Origin of the sequence: Maribacter aestuarii (assembly GCF_027474845.2) — a bacterium.
In the GTDB taxonomy this organism is placed as follows: domain Bacteria; phylum Bacteroidota; class Bacteroidia; order Flavobacteriales; family Flavobacteriaceae; genus Maribacter; species Maribacter aestuarii.
This window is the reverse complement of record NZ_CP107031.2, coordinates 1,217,976-1,233,791: the sequence shown is the minus strand read 5'-3', so window position 1 is coordinate 1,233,791 and position 15,816 is coordinate 1,217,976. Positions and strand designations below refer to the sequence as shown.

The 15,816-nt window shown below is 39.3% G+C and carries 13 protein-coding genes and 2 pseudogenes; 2 read left to right on the top strand and 13 right to left on the bottom strand.

Annotation, left to right across the window (positions count from 1 at the left end; translation table 11 throughout):
* Positions 1-11: 11 nt before the first annotated feature.
* From N8A89_RS05665 to N8A89_RS05605, 13 genes and pseudogenes are all read right to left on the bottom strand, one after another.
* Entirely contained in the window at positions 12-1,160 is a 1,149-nt protein-coding gene (locus N8A89_RS05665; RefSeq protein WP_289645054.1) for an aspartate aminotransferase family protein, read from the bottom strand.
* Position 1,161: 1 nt separating this feature from the next.
* Complete coding sequence (proC, locus tag N8A89_RS05660) at positions 1,162-1,956, bottom strand: pyrroline-5-carboxylate reductase (RefSeq protein ID WP_281541383.1); 795 nt, start codon at positions 1,954-1,956, stop codon at positions 1,162-1,164.
* Positions 1,957-2,030: 74 nt separating this feature from the next.
* Complete coding sequence (gene argC, locus N8A89_RS05655) at positions 2,031-3,005, bottom strand: N-acetyl-gamma-glutamyl-phosphate reductase (RefSeq protein ID WP_289645053.1); 975 nt, start codon at positions 3,003-3,005, stop codon at positions 2,031-2,033.
* Positions 3,002-4,188 (bottom strand): annotated as a pseudogene (gene argG, locus N8A89_RS05650) (argininosuccinate synthase). The gene argC and the pseudogene argG overlap by 4 nt, the downstream one beginning before the upstream one ends.
* Positions 4,185-4,802, bottom strand: coding sequence for a GNAT family N-acetyltransferase (locus N8A89_RS05645; protein WP_281541381.1), 618 nt, complete (start codon positions 4,800-4,802; stop codon positions 4,185-4,187). Before N8A89_RS05645 ends, argG begins: the two are co-directional and overlap by 4 nt.
* A gap of 682 nt (positions 4,803-5,484) precedes the next feature.
* On the bottom strand, positions 5,485-6,381 hold the full coding sequence (locus N8A89_RS05640; RefSeq protein ID WP_347343955.1) for an MptA/MptB family glycosyltransferase: 897 nt from the start codon (positions 6,379-6,381) through the stop codon (positions 5,485-5,487).
* 55 nt (positions 6,382-6,436) lie between these two features.
* Positions 6,437-7,219, bottom strand: coding sequence for an agmatinase (gene speB, locus N8A89_RS05635; RefSeq protein ID WP_281541380.1), 783 nt, complete (start codon positions 7,217-7,219; stop codon positions 6,437-6,439).
* A 105-nt stretch (positions 7,220-7,324) separates the two neighbouring features.
* The gene (locus N8A89_RS05630) at positions 7,325-7,693 is read right to left on the bottom strand and encodes a DUF2200 domain-containing protein (protein ID WP_281541379.1); all 369 of its coding nucleotides are present in this window, start codon (positions 7,691-7,693) and stop codon (positions 7,325-7,327) included.
* Positions 7,694-7,918: 225 nt separating this feature from the next.
* Positions 7,919-9,403: a cellulose synthase family protein gene (locus tag N8A89_RS05625; RefSeq protein WP_281541378.1), complete on the bottom strand. Its 1,485-nt coding sequence runs from the start codon at positions 9,401-9,403 to the stop codon at positions 7,919-7,921.
* A gap of 1 nt (position 9,404) precedes the next feature.
* A pseudogene (locus N8A89_RS05620) lies at positions 9,405-10,093 on the bottom strand (glycosyltransferase family 2 protein).
* A complete protein-coding gene (locus tag N8A89_RS05615; RefSeq protein ID WP_281541377.1) occupies positions 10,093-10,575 on the bottom strand; it encodes a toxin-antitoxin system YwqK family antitoxin in 483 nt (160 codons plus the stop codon). Before N8A89_RS05615 ends, N8A89_RS05620 begins: the two are co-directional and overlap by 1 nt.
* A gap of 9 nt (positions 10,576-10,584) precedes the next feature.
* Positions 10,585-12,168, bottom strand: coding sequence for a 4Fe-4S binding protein (locus tag N8A89_RS05610; RefSeq protein ID WP_281541376.1), 1,584 nt, complete (start codon positions 12,166-12,168; stop codon positions 10,585-10,587).
* Between the two features lie 29 nt (positions 12,169-12,197).
* Positions 12,198-13,544, bottom strand: a complete 1,347-nt coding sequence (locus tag N8A89_RS05605) for an NAD(P)/FAD-dependent oxidoreductase (protein ID WP_281541375.1) — start codon at positions 13,542-13,544, stop codon at positions 12,198-12,200.
* Between the two features lie 274 nt (positions 13,545-13,818).
* Between N8A89_RS05605 and N8A89_RS05600 the strand changes: the two genes are divergently transcribed.
* Together N8A89_RS05600 and N8A89_RS05595 are read left to right on the top strand one after the other, a co-directional pair.
* Positions 13,819-14,532: a DUF547 domain-containing protein gene (locus N8A89_RS05600; RefSeq protein WP_281541374.1), complete on the top strand. Its 714-nt coding sequence runs from the start codon at positions 13,819-13,821 to the stop codon at positions 14,530-14,532.
* A 259-nt stretch (positions 14,533-14,791) separates the two neighbouring features.
* Positions 14,792-15,799: a glycoside hydrolase family 113 gene (locus N8A89_RS05595; RefSeq protein WP_289645052.1), complete on the top strand. Its 1,008-nt coding sequence runs from the start codon at positions 14,792-14,794 to the stop codon at positions 15,797-15,799.
* The last annotated feature ends 17 nt before the right edge of the window (positions 15,800-15,816 follow it).

The following is a 15,816-nucleotide window of genomic DNA, read 5'->3' as shown; positions in this document are numbered from 1 at the left end:
TTATTTTTTCTCTATTTTAATTCTTGTTTCAATTTGCCAAAGAAAATATCCAAGTGCTCTTCTGTAATGTTCAAAGCTGGTAAAATTCTGAGAACATTTTTATCTTTAGCGCCCCCGGTAAATAAATGTTGGTCATAAATTAATTTTTTCCGCAGCCCAGCTACTTCAAAATCAAATTCTAATCCGAGCATTAATCCACGACCTTTAACTCTTTTTACTTGTGGTATTTCTGACGCTTTCTTTTTAAAGTATATTTCCAATTTTGCAGCGTTCTTAAGTAATTTTTCATCTTCCAAAACTTCCAGTACGGCCATCGTAGCCGCACACGCCAAATGATTTCCCCCAAAAGTAGTTCCTAGTAGACCGTGGCTTGCCTTTATACTTTCATGGATGAGGATACCGCCTACGGGAAAGCCATTTCCCATTCCTTTAGCAATGGAAATGATATCAGGTTGCACACTTCGACTCCGCTGAGTGTCCAAATGATGTTGAAATCCAAAGAACTTTCCGGTACGTCCAAATCCTGATTGTACCTCGTCCGCTATCAGCGTAGCATCATTTGTTTTGCAGAGTCGGGCAATCTCCTGATAAAATACGGTGGACGGTTCATCCAATCCGCCAACGCCCTGAATGGCTTCGATTATCACCCCACAAACATCACCTTTTTCTATTTCCATTCGAAAAGACTTGATATCGTTTAATGGAAGAATGGTTACTTTTTGCTGCTTATTTAATGGTGCGTTTATTTTTTCATTATCCGTTGCCGCAACGGCGGCGGAAGTCCTGCCATGGAAGCCATTCTTAAAAGCGATAACCCTAGATTTTCCAGTTTGAAAAGAAGCCATTTTCAATGCATTTTCATTGGCTTCCGCCCCAGAATTACAGAGGAAAAGATTGTAATCCTCACAACCTGATAGTTGTCCCAGTTTTTCTGCCAACTCCGATTGTAACGGATTCTGAACCGCATTGCTATAAAATCCTATTTTATCTAGCTGTTCCTTTATTCTTCTTACATAGTGGGGATGTGAATGTCCTATGGATATGACGGCATGGCCTCCATAAAAATCTAAATAATCCTCGCCTTTATCGTCAGTCACTACAATTCCTTTAGCGGATACGGGCGTCACATTGTACAAAGGGTAAACGTCGAAAAGGTTCATGCTATCCTTTTTTAATTTGGTTGATTTTTTCAAATGAAGCCGTAATACCTCGAATTAGTGATGAGCTCAATCCTTGGTGCTCCATCTCGTTCAAGCCCGTTATCGTACAGCCCATGGGAGTGGTCACCCTGTCTATTTCTTCCTCGGGGTGATTCCCGGATTGTATTAGTAGGCTTGCGGCGCCATTAGCGGTGTGCATAGCCAATTCTTGTGCTTCTTTGGCATCAAAACCCAACTGGATGGCTCCTTGGGTCGTAGCGCGTATTAAACGCATCCAAAAGGCGATACCACTTGCGCAAATAACTGTTGCCGCTTGCATTTGACCTTCGGGTATTTCCATGGAGTGCCCCATACGGTTAAAAATTGCTTTGGCAAGTTCAATCCGTTTGTTCCCTGCTTCGTTGCTGCAAATACATGTCATGGACTTGCCCACGGATATTGCCGTGTTCGGCATGCTTCTTATAATGTATTGCTCCTTGCCAATAATATCCTCGATTTTTGAAATACTGAACCCGGTAATAGTAGATATGACTACATGTTTTTCCGTTAGCAAATCCTTGGTGTCCTCTAAAATTTTTGCAAAATGTCCCGGTTGTACGGCAAAAATCAGAATGTCCGAATTTTCAACTGCTTTTCTATTATCCGTAGTAACGGTAACATTTCCATATTTTACAAAATCTTGGATATCACTGATGTTTCGCTTTGTGAGGTACATGCTTGTAGCTCCGTTGCTATGTAGAATTCCCTTGGCTATGGACAGGCCTAAATTCCCTGTTCCTATAATGGCTATTTTCATGATTAGTTCTTTACTGTAATTCCTGCGAAGGCGGGAATCTATTAGTTCATTTTAAATTAGTCACTGCTTTTAAATCAATAAACCCCCGCTTTTAAATTCAATCCTAAGTCTTCCTCTAATCCAAATATCAAATTCATATTCTGTACGGCTTGGCCAGAAGCGCCTTTTAATAAATTATCGATTGCAGAGGTAATTAAAAGTGTATCGTGATGCTTATGTAAATGTACATGGCAATGGTTCGTATTCACAACCTGTTTTAAGTAGATGGGCTCCTCTGCTATATGTGTAAAAACCACATCAGCATAAAACTCCTGATATAGGTCCGAAGCCTCCTCTAAACTGCCTTTAAATTTGGTATAGGCAGTTGCCAAAATCCCTCTAGTAAAATTGCCGCGGGTAGGAAGGAAAAACAAATCCCCTGAATCTTTTTGAAGTGATCTCAAACTTTCATTTATTTCCCCCAGATGCTGATGCGTAAAGGGTTTGTACCAACTAACATTATTATTTCGCCAGCTAAAATGGGAAGTGGAGGAGGGACTAATGCCCGCTCCGGTGCTTCCGGTAATTGCATTAATGTGAACTTCGCCGTCCAACCTACGAGCTTTTGCCAAGGGCAACAGGGCCAATTGAATTGCTGTGGCAAAACAACCTGGATTTGCAATATAAGTTGCCGCTTCAATTTTGGACTTGTTCAGTTCCGGCAAGCCATAAATGAACTGTTTACCTTCAAAATTTGCATCCGCATAGAGCCTAAAATCATTGCTTAAATCAATAATTTTAGTATCCTCGGAAAATGGATGTTCCTTTAGAAATTTAGTTGAATTTCCATGTCCTAGACACAAGAAGACAATATCAACATCATGATTTACTTTTCCCGTAAAGGACAAATCAGTAGTGCCCAATAAATCGGGGTGCGCTGTGGTAACCGCTTTACCGGCTCTGGTCGTACTGTAAACAAAATCTATTGCTACAGCTGGATGGTGCAAAAGAATGCGTATCAACTCGCCACCAGTATAACCAGAACCTCCAATAATACCCGCTTTAATCATGACTTTTGATTTACGTGATTATAAATTTTACCGGCGTTGGACTGTATTTTTATAAATCCTTTTGCTTCGTCCGCGGTCCATCCCTTGTTCATTTCACCATAACTTCCAAAGGAGGCGTTCATTAAATCCTGGGGGAAGAGATACCATTTAACCGAAACTGAAATGGATAAAGACTTACGAAAACATCTCCTGAAACCGTTTTTTGGGTATCGGTCAAGAACGCTTCAATATTGCGCATCACGGCATCTAAGTAGTTGCCTTCATGTAACAACATTCCGTAAAAGTTCCCCTGCTGTTCCTTTTGAAATTGTTGCCATTTGCTCAAGGTGTGCTTTTCTAACAGATGATGCGCTTTAATGATGATAAGTGCCGCAGCTGCCTCAAAACCTACACGTCCTTTTATACCTATAATAGTGTCTCCCACATGGATATCCCTGCCTATGGCATATGGGGAGGCCATTTTTTCCAACTTTTCAATGTTAGCGACCGGATTGTTCTTTTCTCCATTGATGGCAACTAACTCCCCTTTATGAAAAGTAAGTTTTACTTCCTGTGGTTCTTTTTCCTTTAACTGGCTAGGGTAGGCAGAATCCGGTAAAGGTTTTTCTGAAGTCAAAGTTTCCTCACCACCTACCGATGTTCCCCAAAGTCCTTTGTTAATAGAGTATTTTGCTTTTTCCCACGGATAATCAACTCCATTTTCTTTTAGATAAGCAATCTCCGCCTCACGGGCCAATTTATTATCTCGGATTGGTGTAATTATTTGAATTTCCGGTGCCAGGATTTGAAAAATCATATCAAATCGAACCTGGTCGTTACCGGCACCGGTACTCCCGTGTGCAATAAATTTTGCACCTATCTTTTTTGCGTAGTTTGCAATCTCAATAGCTTGTACGATTCGTTCCGCACTTACGGAAAGGGGATAGGTGTTGTTCTTTAAGACATTACCATAAATTAGATATTTTACGACTTTGTCGTAGAAGGTTTGTACCGCATCAATAGAGATGTACGAGGTTGCCCCTAGCTTCAACGCTTTTTCTTCAATGGATTGTATTTCTTCTGCAGAAAAACCTCCTGTGTTCACACTAACCGCGTGCACTTCAAAACCTTTCTCTTTTGATAAATATTTGGCACAATACGAGGTGTCTAAACCTCCGCTGTATGCTAAAACTAATTTGCTCATTTGGTTTTCTTTTTTAGGAATAATTGTTCCTTGATGCTTTTTAATCTAGTAAAGGCTTTCCCGTTTACCTTATCCTTTTTTATTTCTGGCTTTAAGTTCGGGTCATGCAACATGCCCGTACAGAGGCACATTTTTTGTTCTGTCCTGGTAAGGATATCAAAATTTTTGCAGGTCTGGCAGCCTTTCCAAAATTCAGGATCATCGGTAAGCTCAGAAAAAGTTACTGGTTTATAGCCCAATTCATAATTGATTTTCATCACGGCAAGTCCAGTGGTAATTCCAAATATTTTGGCATTTGGAAATTTCTCCCTACTTAAATCAAAAATCCGCTGTTTAATTTTCTTGGCAAGTCCTTGTCCCCTATAATCTGGATGTACAATGAGTCCAGAGTTCGCAACGAATTTTTCATGTCCCCAAACTTCTATATAACAAAAGCCAGCAAATGTTTCCCCATCCAAAGCAATTATAGCGTTACCGTTCTGCAGTTTCTTCTGTATATATTCGGGTGTTCGTTTTGCAATACCGGTGCCACGGACCTTTGCCGATTCTCCAATGGTATCGCAAATGTCCTGCGCATATTTAAAATGTGATTCGTTGGCAACAACAAGTTTCATTGTTGATGATTTAAAAAAAGTATAAAAAAGAAAATTCTAATGGTTCTGCGGAAATGGACTCACCTATTTCCAAAAATATGTCATACCCTTACGGGCGACGACGACTGGGGGCAAAAGGACGAACAAGAGCAGTCTTGCTCTTAGAAGTGAATATGTGGTTTTGTCCGTTCATTGTGAATCAAATGTACAAATAAAATCGAATTATCATAATTTCAAGTCCGGTTTTTGCGAAATAACAGTTTTTTGCCATGGACCGTAGTAATTTCGTACAGTATATAGGCATATATTGTCAAATATTCAATGGTGAGCAACCAGAGATTTTCTTCAAAATCAGTTTTTGAGTATGCGAAATAACTTAGAACTACTACTACGGACCATAGGAGGGCATATCTATATTCAGTGAAAATAGCCATTGCAACTAAGAAGATTATGTACCACGGATGCACGGTAGTTGACATAAAATAATATAATGTGAGAATCCATAGCATCGATGTTATTAGCGTGGAAAGTTTTTGGTTTTTACGCAAGAGTGTAAATAAGAGCACCATTAAAATGGTTAGTATAGGCGTAATTTTTCCATAAGTCTTGATTAACTCCCAAGGTTTTGCATCAAACTGTATTCCAATGTATTTAATGCCGTTCCATATTCCAGCATTGAATTCAAAATTGGAGAACCAGAGTCCTATTGTTTGTGAGTAATTATCGATAAACTCCGGCGAATAAAAGGGTAGAAAAAGAAGCAAACAAGTCCCGCCCACGATGAGAAAAAAAGGATACTCTTTTTAAAGCCTAAGTGTTTTAAGAATAATGGTAGGAAAAGCAAAGGAACTAATTTGACGGCAATGGAACAGGCATATACCAATCCAGCCCATTGCCATTTGTTGACAGAAATCAAATACATTGCCCAAACAAAAAAGAAAAGCATGAGCCCTTCAAAATGCAGGTTTCCTGTAAGTTCAATGATAATCAATGGATTTAAAAAATACCAAAAGATATGGTGAGGGGAGCGGTTAAGGTTTTTTAATAATATTCTTCCAAAATAAAAAATACCGACGTCCGCAAAAATGAGAATACCTCTCATGGCAATTACAGAACCAAGGATACTTTTACCGCCCAAAACGGCTGCTAAGGCAAAAGCAAATTGGTTTAATGGAGGATAATTGCTGAAATGCCGCGCACTTAAACTGCCCATGCCATCGTAAAGTTCCTTTGCGTTGGCAATAACCAAATTGCTTTGAGAAATTAATTGGTCCGGTGCATTTAAATAGGGATTCATAAAATTACTGACCAGGTGTCCGTCCCAAATAAATCGAAAATAATCCTGCGAAAGATTGGGTTCTACTAAGAGGAATGTCAATCTAAAAAGTATACCAATTCCCAGTAGAAATTTATAGTTCCATTTTTCGAATTGGATAAGCTTGTAGCAAAGAAAAAAAAGTGCGGCATAGAGGCTTATCAATCTTACAAAATCCGTACGTTCTAGATGATAGGCAAAGGTGTAGTAGAACACGATACTCAACAGTGCCAAGAAAAGAGATACCTTATGCAATTTGAGGTATGTCGCTAGTCTTTTGGGCATTTGTGTTTTGGTTGGCTTGTACGAACTAATTTAGTGGTTTTTATTGGAACGCAATTTAATGCTCCAGCATTTTACCTATCAGCTCTTTCATCATTTTAGCCGCTAGGTAGGCCGTCATATCCTGAAAATCCCTTTCGGGATTATATTCTACAATGTCAGCTCCTACAACAGTCGTATTTATGCTTTGTATCAAATCCAATACTTGCCTAGAAGATAGTCCGCCCGGTTCATGATGGGAAACGCCAGGTGCAAAAGCGGGATCAAAACCATCCATGTCCAAAGAGATGTACAAGGGATTATTAAATTTTGGAATAGACCCTAAGTCCAAACCTTTCATTTCATGAATGTCCACATCATATTTTTTTGCTTGGGCCGTTTGGTGTGGATTTAAAGTGCGAATACCTACCTGTACCAACTTTACGGCAAAACCGTTCTCCATAATACGGGCAAAAGGGCAGGCGTGGGAGTAAGAATCACCTTCATATTCGTGATACAAATCCGCATGGGCATCAATATGAAGAATATCGAGTTTTGGATAATGCTCATGAAATGCCTTTATAATGGGGAAGGTAACGGAATGATCTCCGCCTAGGGATAGCAGTTTTGTCCCATTGTCGAGATGGTTACGGGTTATTTTCTCAATGTCAAAATAATCATTGATTTCAAAGTCCCCTTTGTCAGTTAAGATATCTTTTCCAATTGAAAAGCCGTTTTCTACATATAAGTTCATGGAGTCGTTGTACAGGGCTTTTCGGATTAGAGCCGGTGCTTTGGCGGGCCCCTTTTGGAACGACGATTTGGCATCCCATTGGATACCCTGAAGGTTTATTTTTGCCATTGGTGCTGGTTTTTTCAGCAAGATAACAATCTCTGGATAGCCCTGATAAATGGATTAGAATAAGTGAACAACTACGTGCTATTTAAGGCCACTTTGTTGCATTCATCATTTTGCTTTCCTCAAAATCTTCTCCATTTTCCGTCCTCTGGCTAATTCATCTACCAATTTGTCGAGATATCTGGCCTGCCTGGTCAGCATATTGTCAATCTCCTCAATTCGATACCCACATATTACACCTGTAATTAAATGTGCATTCGGGTTCAATTGCGCCTTTTCGAAGAAAGTTTTGAACGTGACTTTCTCGTTTATAAGAGTCTGTAGTCTCTTCTCATCAAACCCTGTCAACCATTCAATTACTTGATGAAGTTCTTCCTTTGTTCTGCCTTTTTTCTCCACTTTGGTAATGTAATGTGGATAAACCGAAGCAAATGTTAATTTAGCGACACGTTCGTTATGTTCTGGAGTTACTTTCATTTCCTATTTCAAGATATGCTAACAATTGACAGATAGATAGTTGAGGTTCTAAACGTATCTAATTTAGCAAATAAAAATCGAATAGATGAGTGGTGTAGTTTTCACTAAGCAGATTGGTTCAAGATTTTATTTTGTACGACACTAAATAAAGGCCCTCCCTAACATTGGAAAATGAAAAAAGGATAGCGGTTTGCACTATCCTTTTAAATTTCTTAGGTTTTATACTTATGCCCGTGCAGTCAACGATTTGAAAAATACAAACGAGAAGCCAAGGAACAACATAAAGTGGAACGGGAACAAACCGAAGTCGTTCAACGGCACGGCGCTATACATGCCAAATAGGAAATAGACCATTAGACCAAATTCCAAAATCATGTTCGGTGACAATTTTTTGGCCAAGTATTTATTACCCTTCCAAGTTTCAGTAAGACTATTGATATTGAATTTTGGGGTGCGTACAAATTCGCTTCTTTTCCCCATATGTCCTTCTAAAACGGCTATGGAATTGTGCAATGAAAAGCCCAAAGCCACCGAGAAAAAGGTGAAAAATAGTTTAATATAATCCACGAAATTATCAAAACTGCTGCCCTGTATACTCTTGTAAGTAAACCAATAACAAACGAACAGAATTATGGTACTTATGGTAAACAGGCTCAATAAAGAGAAAATCCAATCCATATGACCGTATATATTCTTTATATATAAGGAGGGGATACTTAACACCGCCACTATGAATACGCACAGGAACATGGAGCTGTTCAATAAATGCATCACTCCGTGGAATTTAGTTTTAAAAGGAATGTTTTTGGCAGTGATAACGCTCCAAACTGTTTTTCTAAAGTTTTCCGCACCACCCTTGTTCCAACGAAACTGTTGTGAACGTGCAGCACTGATAACCACAGGAAGCTCTGCGGGCGTCTCAACATCTTCCAAATACTTGAATTTCCAATTTTTCAACTGGGCCCTATAACTCAAGTCCAAATCTTCAGTAAGGGTATCACCTTCCCAGTTACCGGCATCCAGGATACAGTCCTTCCTCCAAATTCCGGCCGTACCGTTAAAATTGATAAAATGTCCTTTGGTATTTCTTCCTACCTGCTCTAAGGTAAAGTGGGCATCCAAGGCAAAGGCTTGTATTCTTGTTAAAGTAGAGTATTCCCTATTGATATGCCCCCAACGGGTCTGTACCACACCAATCTCCTCATCTTTAAAATAGATGACCGTTTTCTTTAACCAGTCCGAAGATGGCATGAAATCCGCATCAAAAATTGCAATAAAATCCCCTTTGGCAATTTTAAGGCCTTCTTTAAGTGCTCCCGCTTTGAAACCAATGCGGTTTTCGCGGCGTATGTGCTGTATGTCCAATCCAGTTTCCTGCAGTTCCGCAATTCTGGTGGCGGTTACATCAACGGAATCATCGGTAGAGTCGTCCAAAACCTGAATCTCCAGTTTACTTTTTGGGTATTCTATTTTGGCAATATTTTCCAGTAAACGTTCCATGACATACTCCTCATTGTAAACGGGAAGCTGTATGGTTACGAAGGGTATTTCCTTAGGGTCCAACAAATTAAATTTTGGGGCCGTCTGATTTTGCCTTTTTTGACCCAAATAGTTGACCAAAAGATTTAATTGTGCCAAGCTATAAAAGAAAATCAATAGCAGTGAAATACTGTAAATAGCAATGATGATGTAAGCAATAGTAAGTCCCATATTATTTAATGCTGTATTTGAATATCCAAGCCAATATTTTTACGCCGGCAAATATACTACCTTTTACCGTACCTGACACTTTAGAAACACCAATTCTTTTTTTGTAACGTACTGGTACTTCGGTATATGTCATTTTTTTTCTCAAAACTTTGAGTTGCATCTCCACCGTCCATCCGTAGGTTTTATCCTCCATTTCCAATTCCTTGAGCTTTTCGTATTTTATGGCCCTAAAAGGACCCAAATCCGTAAAATTTGCGCCAAAAAATAAACGCATTAAAAAAGTCGCCAACCAATTGCCAAAAACTTGTTGCGGTGTCATAGACCCCTCTTCCCGCAAACTTTTTTTCTGGCCCCTACGACAAAATCAATATCGTTTTCCAAAATGGGGGCTACCACCTTATCCAACTCTTCTGGATAATCTGAATAGTCTCCATCAATAAATACGATAATATCGGGTGCTTTGGATTGTTGGGCTACATAATCTAATCCACGTAGACAGGCATAACCATATCCCTTTCGGTTCTCGCTTAGTACGGTAGCCCCTGCATTAGTTGCATTGCGAACGGTCTGGTCAGATGAATTATTGTTAACAACTATTATTTCTGAGACCGATTTTGGGAGATCTTTTATTACTTCCGCTATAGAATCTGCTTCGTTAAATGCGGGTATGATTACTTTTATATCCGTCATTACTTTAAATCGGATACACTGTTTTCCTTTCTGAAGGCACCAAAATTAGTCCATTCCTTAATTTTTTCTCCATTGCTATATTTCTCTGCGGATATTAGTTTCTCATCTTCATATTTTAGACAGTATCCGTTTTTAATCCCCATATCCAACTGGCATTTGTGTTTAATTTGGCCCTTGGCATCATAGTACAACCACCAGTTTATCTGTTCCCCTTCTTCGTAGTGTCCTTCTTTGGTTCGTATGCGATTTTTGTCATAGAAGTACCAATATCCATCTTCTTTTCCGTAGACATATGAACCTTGACTTGAAATCTTGCCATTTTCATGATAATACTTCCAATAGTCAGTTTTCACATTATATCGTAACCAACCTTCGGATTTTAATTTTCCATTATCATAGAACGTTTTATCATAGGTTTTTTCTTCGGACACCACCGTAAAGCCAAGAAGAAGAAATAGGGCAAAGAGCAATACAAATTTCATTTGACCTGTTTATTTTTTGTTTACCAATTTCATAAGGTCCACATCGTTACCCAACAAAACCTCGGTAGGGTTGATGCGCCCTTCTATTGGCCCGTTTTCCAGTTTAAGTACGCCCCTTGGACAAACAGCTGAACAAATTCCACAACCAACGCAGCTAGACCGTACTATATTTTCCCCTTTTTGTGCATAGGCGCGTACATCTATCCCCATTTCACAGTAGGTGGAACAGTTTCCGCAGGAGATGCATTGACCTCCATTGGTGGTAATCCTAAATTTAGAGAACAAACGCTGTTGAAATCCTAAGATAGCAGCCATCGGACACCCAAACCGACACCATACCCTGTTCCCAAATATTGGATAGAACCCCGTTCCGATAACTCCGGAGAATATACTCCCGATTAGAAAACTATAGGATTTACGGAGACTTTCCGACTTAAAAAGAAATATATTTCCTTCTCCGCTTAAAAAGTGCATGCCAATCAGAACGGCAATAATGACAAAATATCCTATAGCCCCGTATTTCGCATCCTTTTGAAGTTGCTGTCTTTTGAATAACATTACCCAAGAAAAAACCAAGGTAAGAATAGATGCTACTCCGGTTAGAAAAGTACTTTTGGTCAACCAATATTTACTCGAATCGTTACCTAAGTAAGAATAGATTACGGCCGTAGTCATCAAGGTCACAAATACGACCACGCTATGTACCACCCAACGCTCCACTTTCCATGCAAATTTGGACTTATCGCTTAGGTGACGAAAAGAATCACCTGCCGTTTCTGCCAAGGCACCGCAACCACAAACCCAGGAACAGTACCATCTTTTCCCGTATTTATAGGTAAGTATGGGGGAGATTACAAAAATGGAAAGTATGCCGAAAATAAGCATAGCTAATCCTATATTCCCATTCTCTATAAATCCATTTATGCGGTAACGTTCAAAATTATAGTAGTTCAACGGCCACATGTTTTTCAAATCATAATAGGGAAGATCACCGTTTAATCTAGCCATGATTTCCGGAATGATAAACGCAAAAGAAGTCTGAAAAAACATGACACTTGCGGTACGTATTTTTTCGTAGCGGTTATGCCGATATTTCCACATGAACTTAATTCCGAATGCCAGGATAGCAACAGTATATAGCGTACCATAAACAAACCACTGGCTTGCCGGATTTCCACTCAATAGTTTGCTCAAAGGGTCGAATAAGGCTATGACTCCTGTATTCTCACCATCTTTTACCAGTCCCAAATATTCCGGATAAAAATAAAGCACAATGTAAAACCCTGTTAACGCTATTCCTGCAATCCATGCGAGTACTCCACGACTGGAGATGGATTTAAACCAAATACCATCATTTTTGATTCCTTTTTCTTTATCTGCATAGGCCGCTTTTGAAAACCAGATTACACCAACGAATATTGCCAATAAGGAAATGGCAAGCCATAATCCAGTATTTGGAAGATCAATATTAAACAAGTTGAGGATTAGGATTCCCATTCCTGTCATGCCGATTAAGACGGCAATTTTTTGACCTGCGTTAAGTGCCTTTGGTGGTTCTCCCGTTAGGGCCATACTCTTATCTACTGTGTTCATAAAGTTAAATTTCGAGGTTGGTGTTTCTATTAAATCCTTTGAAGAATACGTTTCCAGCTTCTCTTTTTTGGGCTTATGGATTTCCCATATTCCGAATTGTACCTGGAGATTATTTCCTGCTCATATTGACCATAGAATTCCGGGTCAAAATTGGCGTCCCTTAGATATTCCATTACGTGGTCTACATCTCGTTTTTCTGTCAACCATTTGTCAAAAATTTCATGACGCATACGAATACCAAAATTATTGATGCCCAGAAAGAGACGGGATTCTTTATGAAAGGAAATGGTGATACAGATTTTTTCTGAAGCATGTCGCCAATGAAAATGCTGTTCGTAGTCTTTAATATTACGCTCGCTAAATACCCAACCGTAGGTTTGGTATTCTATATCTAAAAATTTCGCAGAGTTGAACCAGTGCCCTGGATTATATTCCATCGGATTTCCACATAAGGTCTGTGCCAAAGCCTCGCCCATCATTCTACCCGTATACCATACTGCTTCAATAGGTCTTCTGTTTCCAATGGCTTCATGCTGTTCCGCACAATCACCTATGGCGTAAACATTCTTGATATTTGTTTCTAGCATACGGTTTACTTTTACACCTTTGCCCAGTATTATGCCGGACTCTTTGAGAAAATCGATGTTGGGCGTAACACCTGCGGTAAGACCAACAAGGTTGCATTCAATGGTATCACCTTTGTCTGTAATTACCGCTTTGGCCCTTCCGTTTTCATCTGCTATAATTTCCTTGAGATTGGTGTCCAATCGTAAATCAATATGGTGTTCCTGTATATGTTCGTTGATCATGGCCGATTCTCCGGAGGGTAGTACCCCGTTCCAAAAACTGGTTTCCCGTACCAAGAATGTAACGGGAATTTCCCGACTGCGCAGCATCTCTGCCAACTCAATACCAATAAGACCTCCACCCACGATTACGGCCCGCTTGCAAATTTCTTTGTTAGGCGCATTTCTTTCAAGAGAATCCAAATCCTGTTTGGAATATAGTCCCTGCACGCCATCCAAATCTTGGCCCGGCCAACCAAATTTATTGGGTTTGGAACCCGTTGCAATGACCAATTTATCATAGCTAATGGACGAGCCACTGGCGAGCTTAAGACTCTTTTTGGAGGTGTCTACTTTCTCTACAAATGCTTTTACAAGATTTATCCTGTTTTTTTCCCAAAACCAATTCTCGTAGGGTTGTGTATGCTCAAATTTCATATGCCCCATATAGACGTACATTAAGGCTGTCCTTGAAAAGAAATAGTCGGTTTCGGTGGAAATAATGGTGATTTTTTTATCGGAAAGTTTTCGGATATGGCGGGCAAGAGTTACTCCAGAAATTCCGTTACCTATGATGACGATGTGTTCCATAAATTCAATTTCACGGTTGTTGGGTCGATTTTAAAGATACTTCCTTAACATTTAATTCTAATTTAGAATGGATTTAAATTCCAACTTAATCGGGCATAAATTAGTGAGAATTTAAGTACAATAGCTCATCAAACTAGAAAAAAAGCCGTCATTGTATATAGATATCCTATTTGATGTAATCTTAAATAATTCCAAAAATCGGGATAGGAAATGTAGGGTCTGCACAAGATAAACGACCTAAGAAGCCATTGCTAATTAATTTCAGTTAAATTAAATGAAAAAGTTATTCGCCTTATTTTTTATTGGTTTTATAAGTATAGTGGAGGCACAGCATACGGATTCCTATTTTGCGCAAACAAACGCCTTCCTTAAAGAGAATGTAAAAAACGGTAGAGTAGATTACAATTCGATCAAAGCGAATCCAGCTCCATTAAAAGATTTGATTTCTCAGGCAAAAAAGCTAATTGTTTCCAAAGCAGATGCAAAGACCTATCAAGCATTTTGGATCAATACTTACAACTTATTGGTCATTGATGGAATTGTAGAAAATTATCCATTAAAATCGCCTCTAGACGTTCCCGGTTTTTTTGATAAAAAGAAACATGATGTAGGAGGCGAACAGATAACCTTGAATGATATAGAGAACAAGTTGCTAAGGGCAAATTTTCCCAAAGAGGCCCGCTTTCATTTTGTCTTGGTGTGCGCTGGGCTTGGATGCCCACCCATAATAGCTATGGCCTATAGCCCCGAACGTTTAGATGCTCAATTGGAACAACAGACCGTAAAAGCCCTCAACGATCCGGACTTTATTAAAGTGAACAACACAAAGATAGGTGTATCCCAAATTTTTGAATGGTACAAGGGCGATTTTGAACAGTACGGAAGTATCTTAGATTTCATCAATAAATACAGGAAAGACAAACTATCGGAAGATAGTAAAATCTCATATTACCCTTATGATTGGACGTTGAATGATATGAAGAATTAAGTGTCCTTTTTGCCTTTAAATCTGCGTTCTCCTGATACCGGATTTGTGCTCTCTTATTAAAAATTTCACGCAAGGTTTCATAGCCATAGTTGGTACTGATAAGTATTGATAGATGTATCCAATGAATTATTTGTTCATGTTGGACACTCATGTAGGCGATACTAATTTATTTTAGGGATTGACCTTTAACATGGGATTACTGCAGATTATTTAAAAAAAATGATATTATTATTTAAATTAGAGGTTTATTTTCCTGATTATGACAAGATTCGTCCTCTTACTTATCATACTACTACAGTTCTCCTGCTCCGGGGAAGCGCAAACAAAGATAAACGGCGTTAGTTTTGTTGCATCTAGGGAAAAAGTGCTGCAAAATCACGTAGATGAACTTTTAAAAGTACACGCGAACAGCGCGGCAGTGATGCCCTTTGGTTTTATTAGGGAAATAAGCCATCCAGAAATCATCTTTGACACAGAAAGGCAGTGGTACGGTGAAACTAGGGAAGGGGCTAAGCAATATATTGAGTTATTGCAACGGAATGGAATTTCTGTAATGATCAAACCCCAGATTTGGGTGAGTAGGGGTCAGTTCACTGGAACCATAGAAATGGAGTCCGAAGAAAATTGGAAACAATTGGAGGCCTCTTATGATAAATTCATATTGAACTACGCAGAACTGGCCGAGGAGACCAAAGTTCCGATTTTATGCATTGGCACCGAACTGGAAAAATTTGTGGAAAACAGACCGGAATACTGGCAACGCCTAATAAAAAAAATAAGGGCCACCTATAAAGGAAAGCTCACCTATGCGGCTAATTGGGACGAGTACAAAAGAACCTCTTTTTGGAAAGAGTTGGATTTCATAGGTATTGATGCTTATTTCCCCTTATCGGAATCCCAAACACCTACCGTTGAGGAGTTACGGATGGGTTGGCAACCTTGGAAAGAAAAAATTACAGAGGTTGCTCAGCTCAACGGCAAACCAGTCCTGTTTACCGAATTTGGCTATAGAAGTATGGACTATACTGCAAAGAAACCATGGCTAGTGGATAATAATGAAGATCAAGCTAATATGGTCGCTCAGGCAAATGCCAAAAAAGCCATTTTTGATGAATTCTGGAATGAGGATTGGTTTGCGGGAGGTTATGTTTGGAAATGGTTCATACAGCATGAAAATTCTGGGGGAAATCAAGATAATCGTTTCACCCCTCAAAACAAACCAGCACAAAAAGTCATACAGGAGCACTACAAATCATTCTCCAATTGAGATATGGTCCGTTTCTA

Excerpts from the sequence above, each read along its gene's own strand:
- N8A89_RS05610 (WP_281541376.1), bottom strand. The coding sequence starts at position 12,168 with ATGAACACAGTAGATAAGAGTATGGCCCTAACGGGAGAACCACCAAAG.
- argC (WP_289645053.1), bottom strand. The coding sequence starts at position 3,005 with ATGATTAAAGCGGGTATTATTGGAGGTTCTGGTTATACTGGTGGCGAG.
- N8A89_RS05640 (WP_347343955.1), bottom strand. The coding sequence starts at position 6,381 with ATGCCCAAAAGACTAGCGACATACCTCAAATTGCATAAGGTATCTCTT.
- N8A89_RS05605 (WP_281541375.1), bottom strand. The coding sequence starts at position 13,544 with ATGGAACACATCGTCATCATAGGTAACGGAATTTCTGGAGTAACTCTT.
- N8A89_RS05630 (WP_281541379.1), bottom strand. The coding sequence starts at position 7,693 with ATGAAAGTAACTCCAGAACATAACGAACGTGTCGCTAAATTAACATTT.
- N8A89_RS05615 (WP_281541377.1), bottom strand. The coding sequence starts at position 10,575 with ATGAAATTTGTATTGCTCTTTGCCCTATTTCTTCTTCTTGGCTTTACG.
- proC (WP_281541383.1), bottom strand. The coding sequence starts at position 1,956 with ATGAAAATAGCCATTATAGGAACAGGGAATTTAGGCCTGTCCATAGCC.
- speB (WP_281541380.1), bottom strand. The coding sequence starts at position 7,219 with ATGGCAAAAATAAACCTTCAGGGTATCCAATGGGATGCCAAATCGTCG.
- N8A89_RS05600 (WP_281541374.1), top strand. The coding sequence starts at position 13,819 with ATGAAAAAGTTATTCGCCTTATTTTTTATTGGTTTTATAAGTATAGTG.
- N8A89_RS05645 (WP_281541381.1), bottom strand. The coding sequence starts at position 4,802 with ATGAAACTTGTTGTTGCCAACGAATCACATTTTAAATATGCGCAGGAC.
- N8A89_RS05665 (WP_289645054.1), bottom strand. The coding sequence starts at position 1,160 with ATGAACCTTTTCGACGTTTACCCTTTGTACAATGTGACGCCCGTATCC.
- N8A89_RS05625 (WP_281541378.1), bottom strand. The coding sequence starts at position 9,403 with ATGGGACTTACTATTGCTTACATCATCATTGCTATTTACAGTATTTCA.
- N8A89_RS05595 (WP_289645052.1), top strand. The coding sequence starts at position 14,792 with ATGACAAGATTCGTCCTCTTACTTATCATACTACTACAGTTCTCCTGC.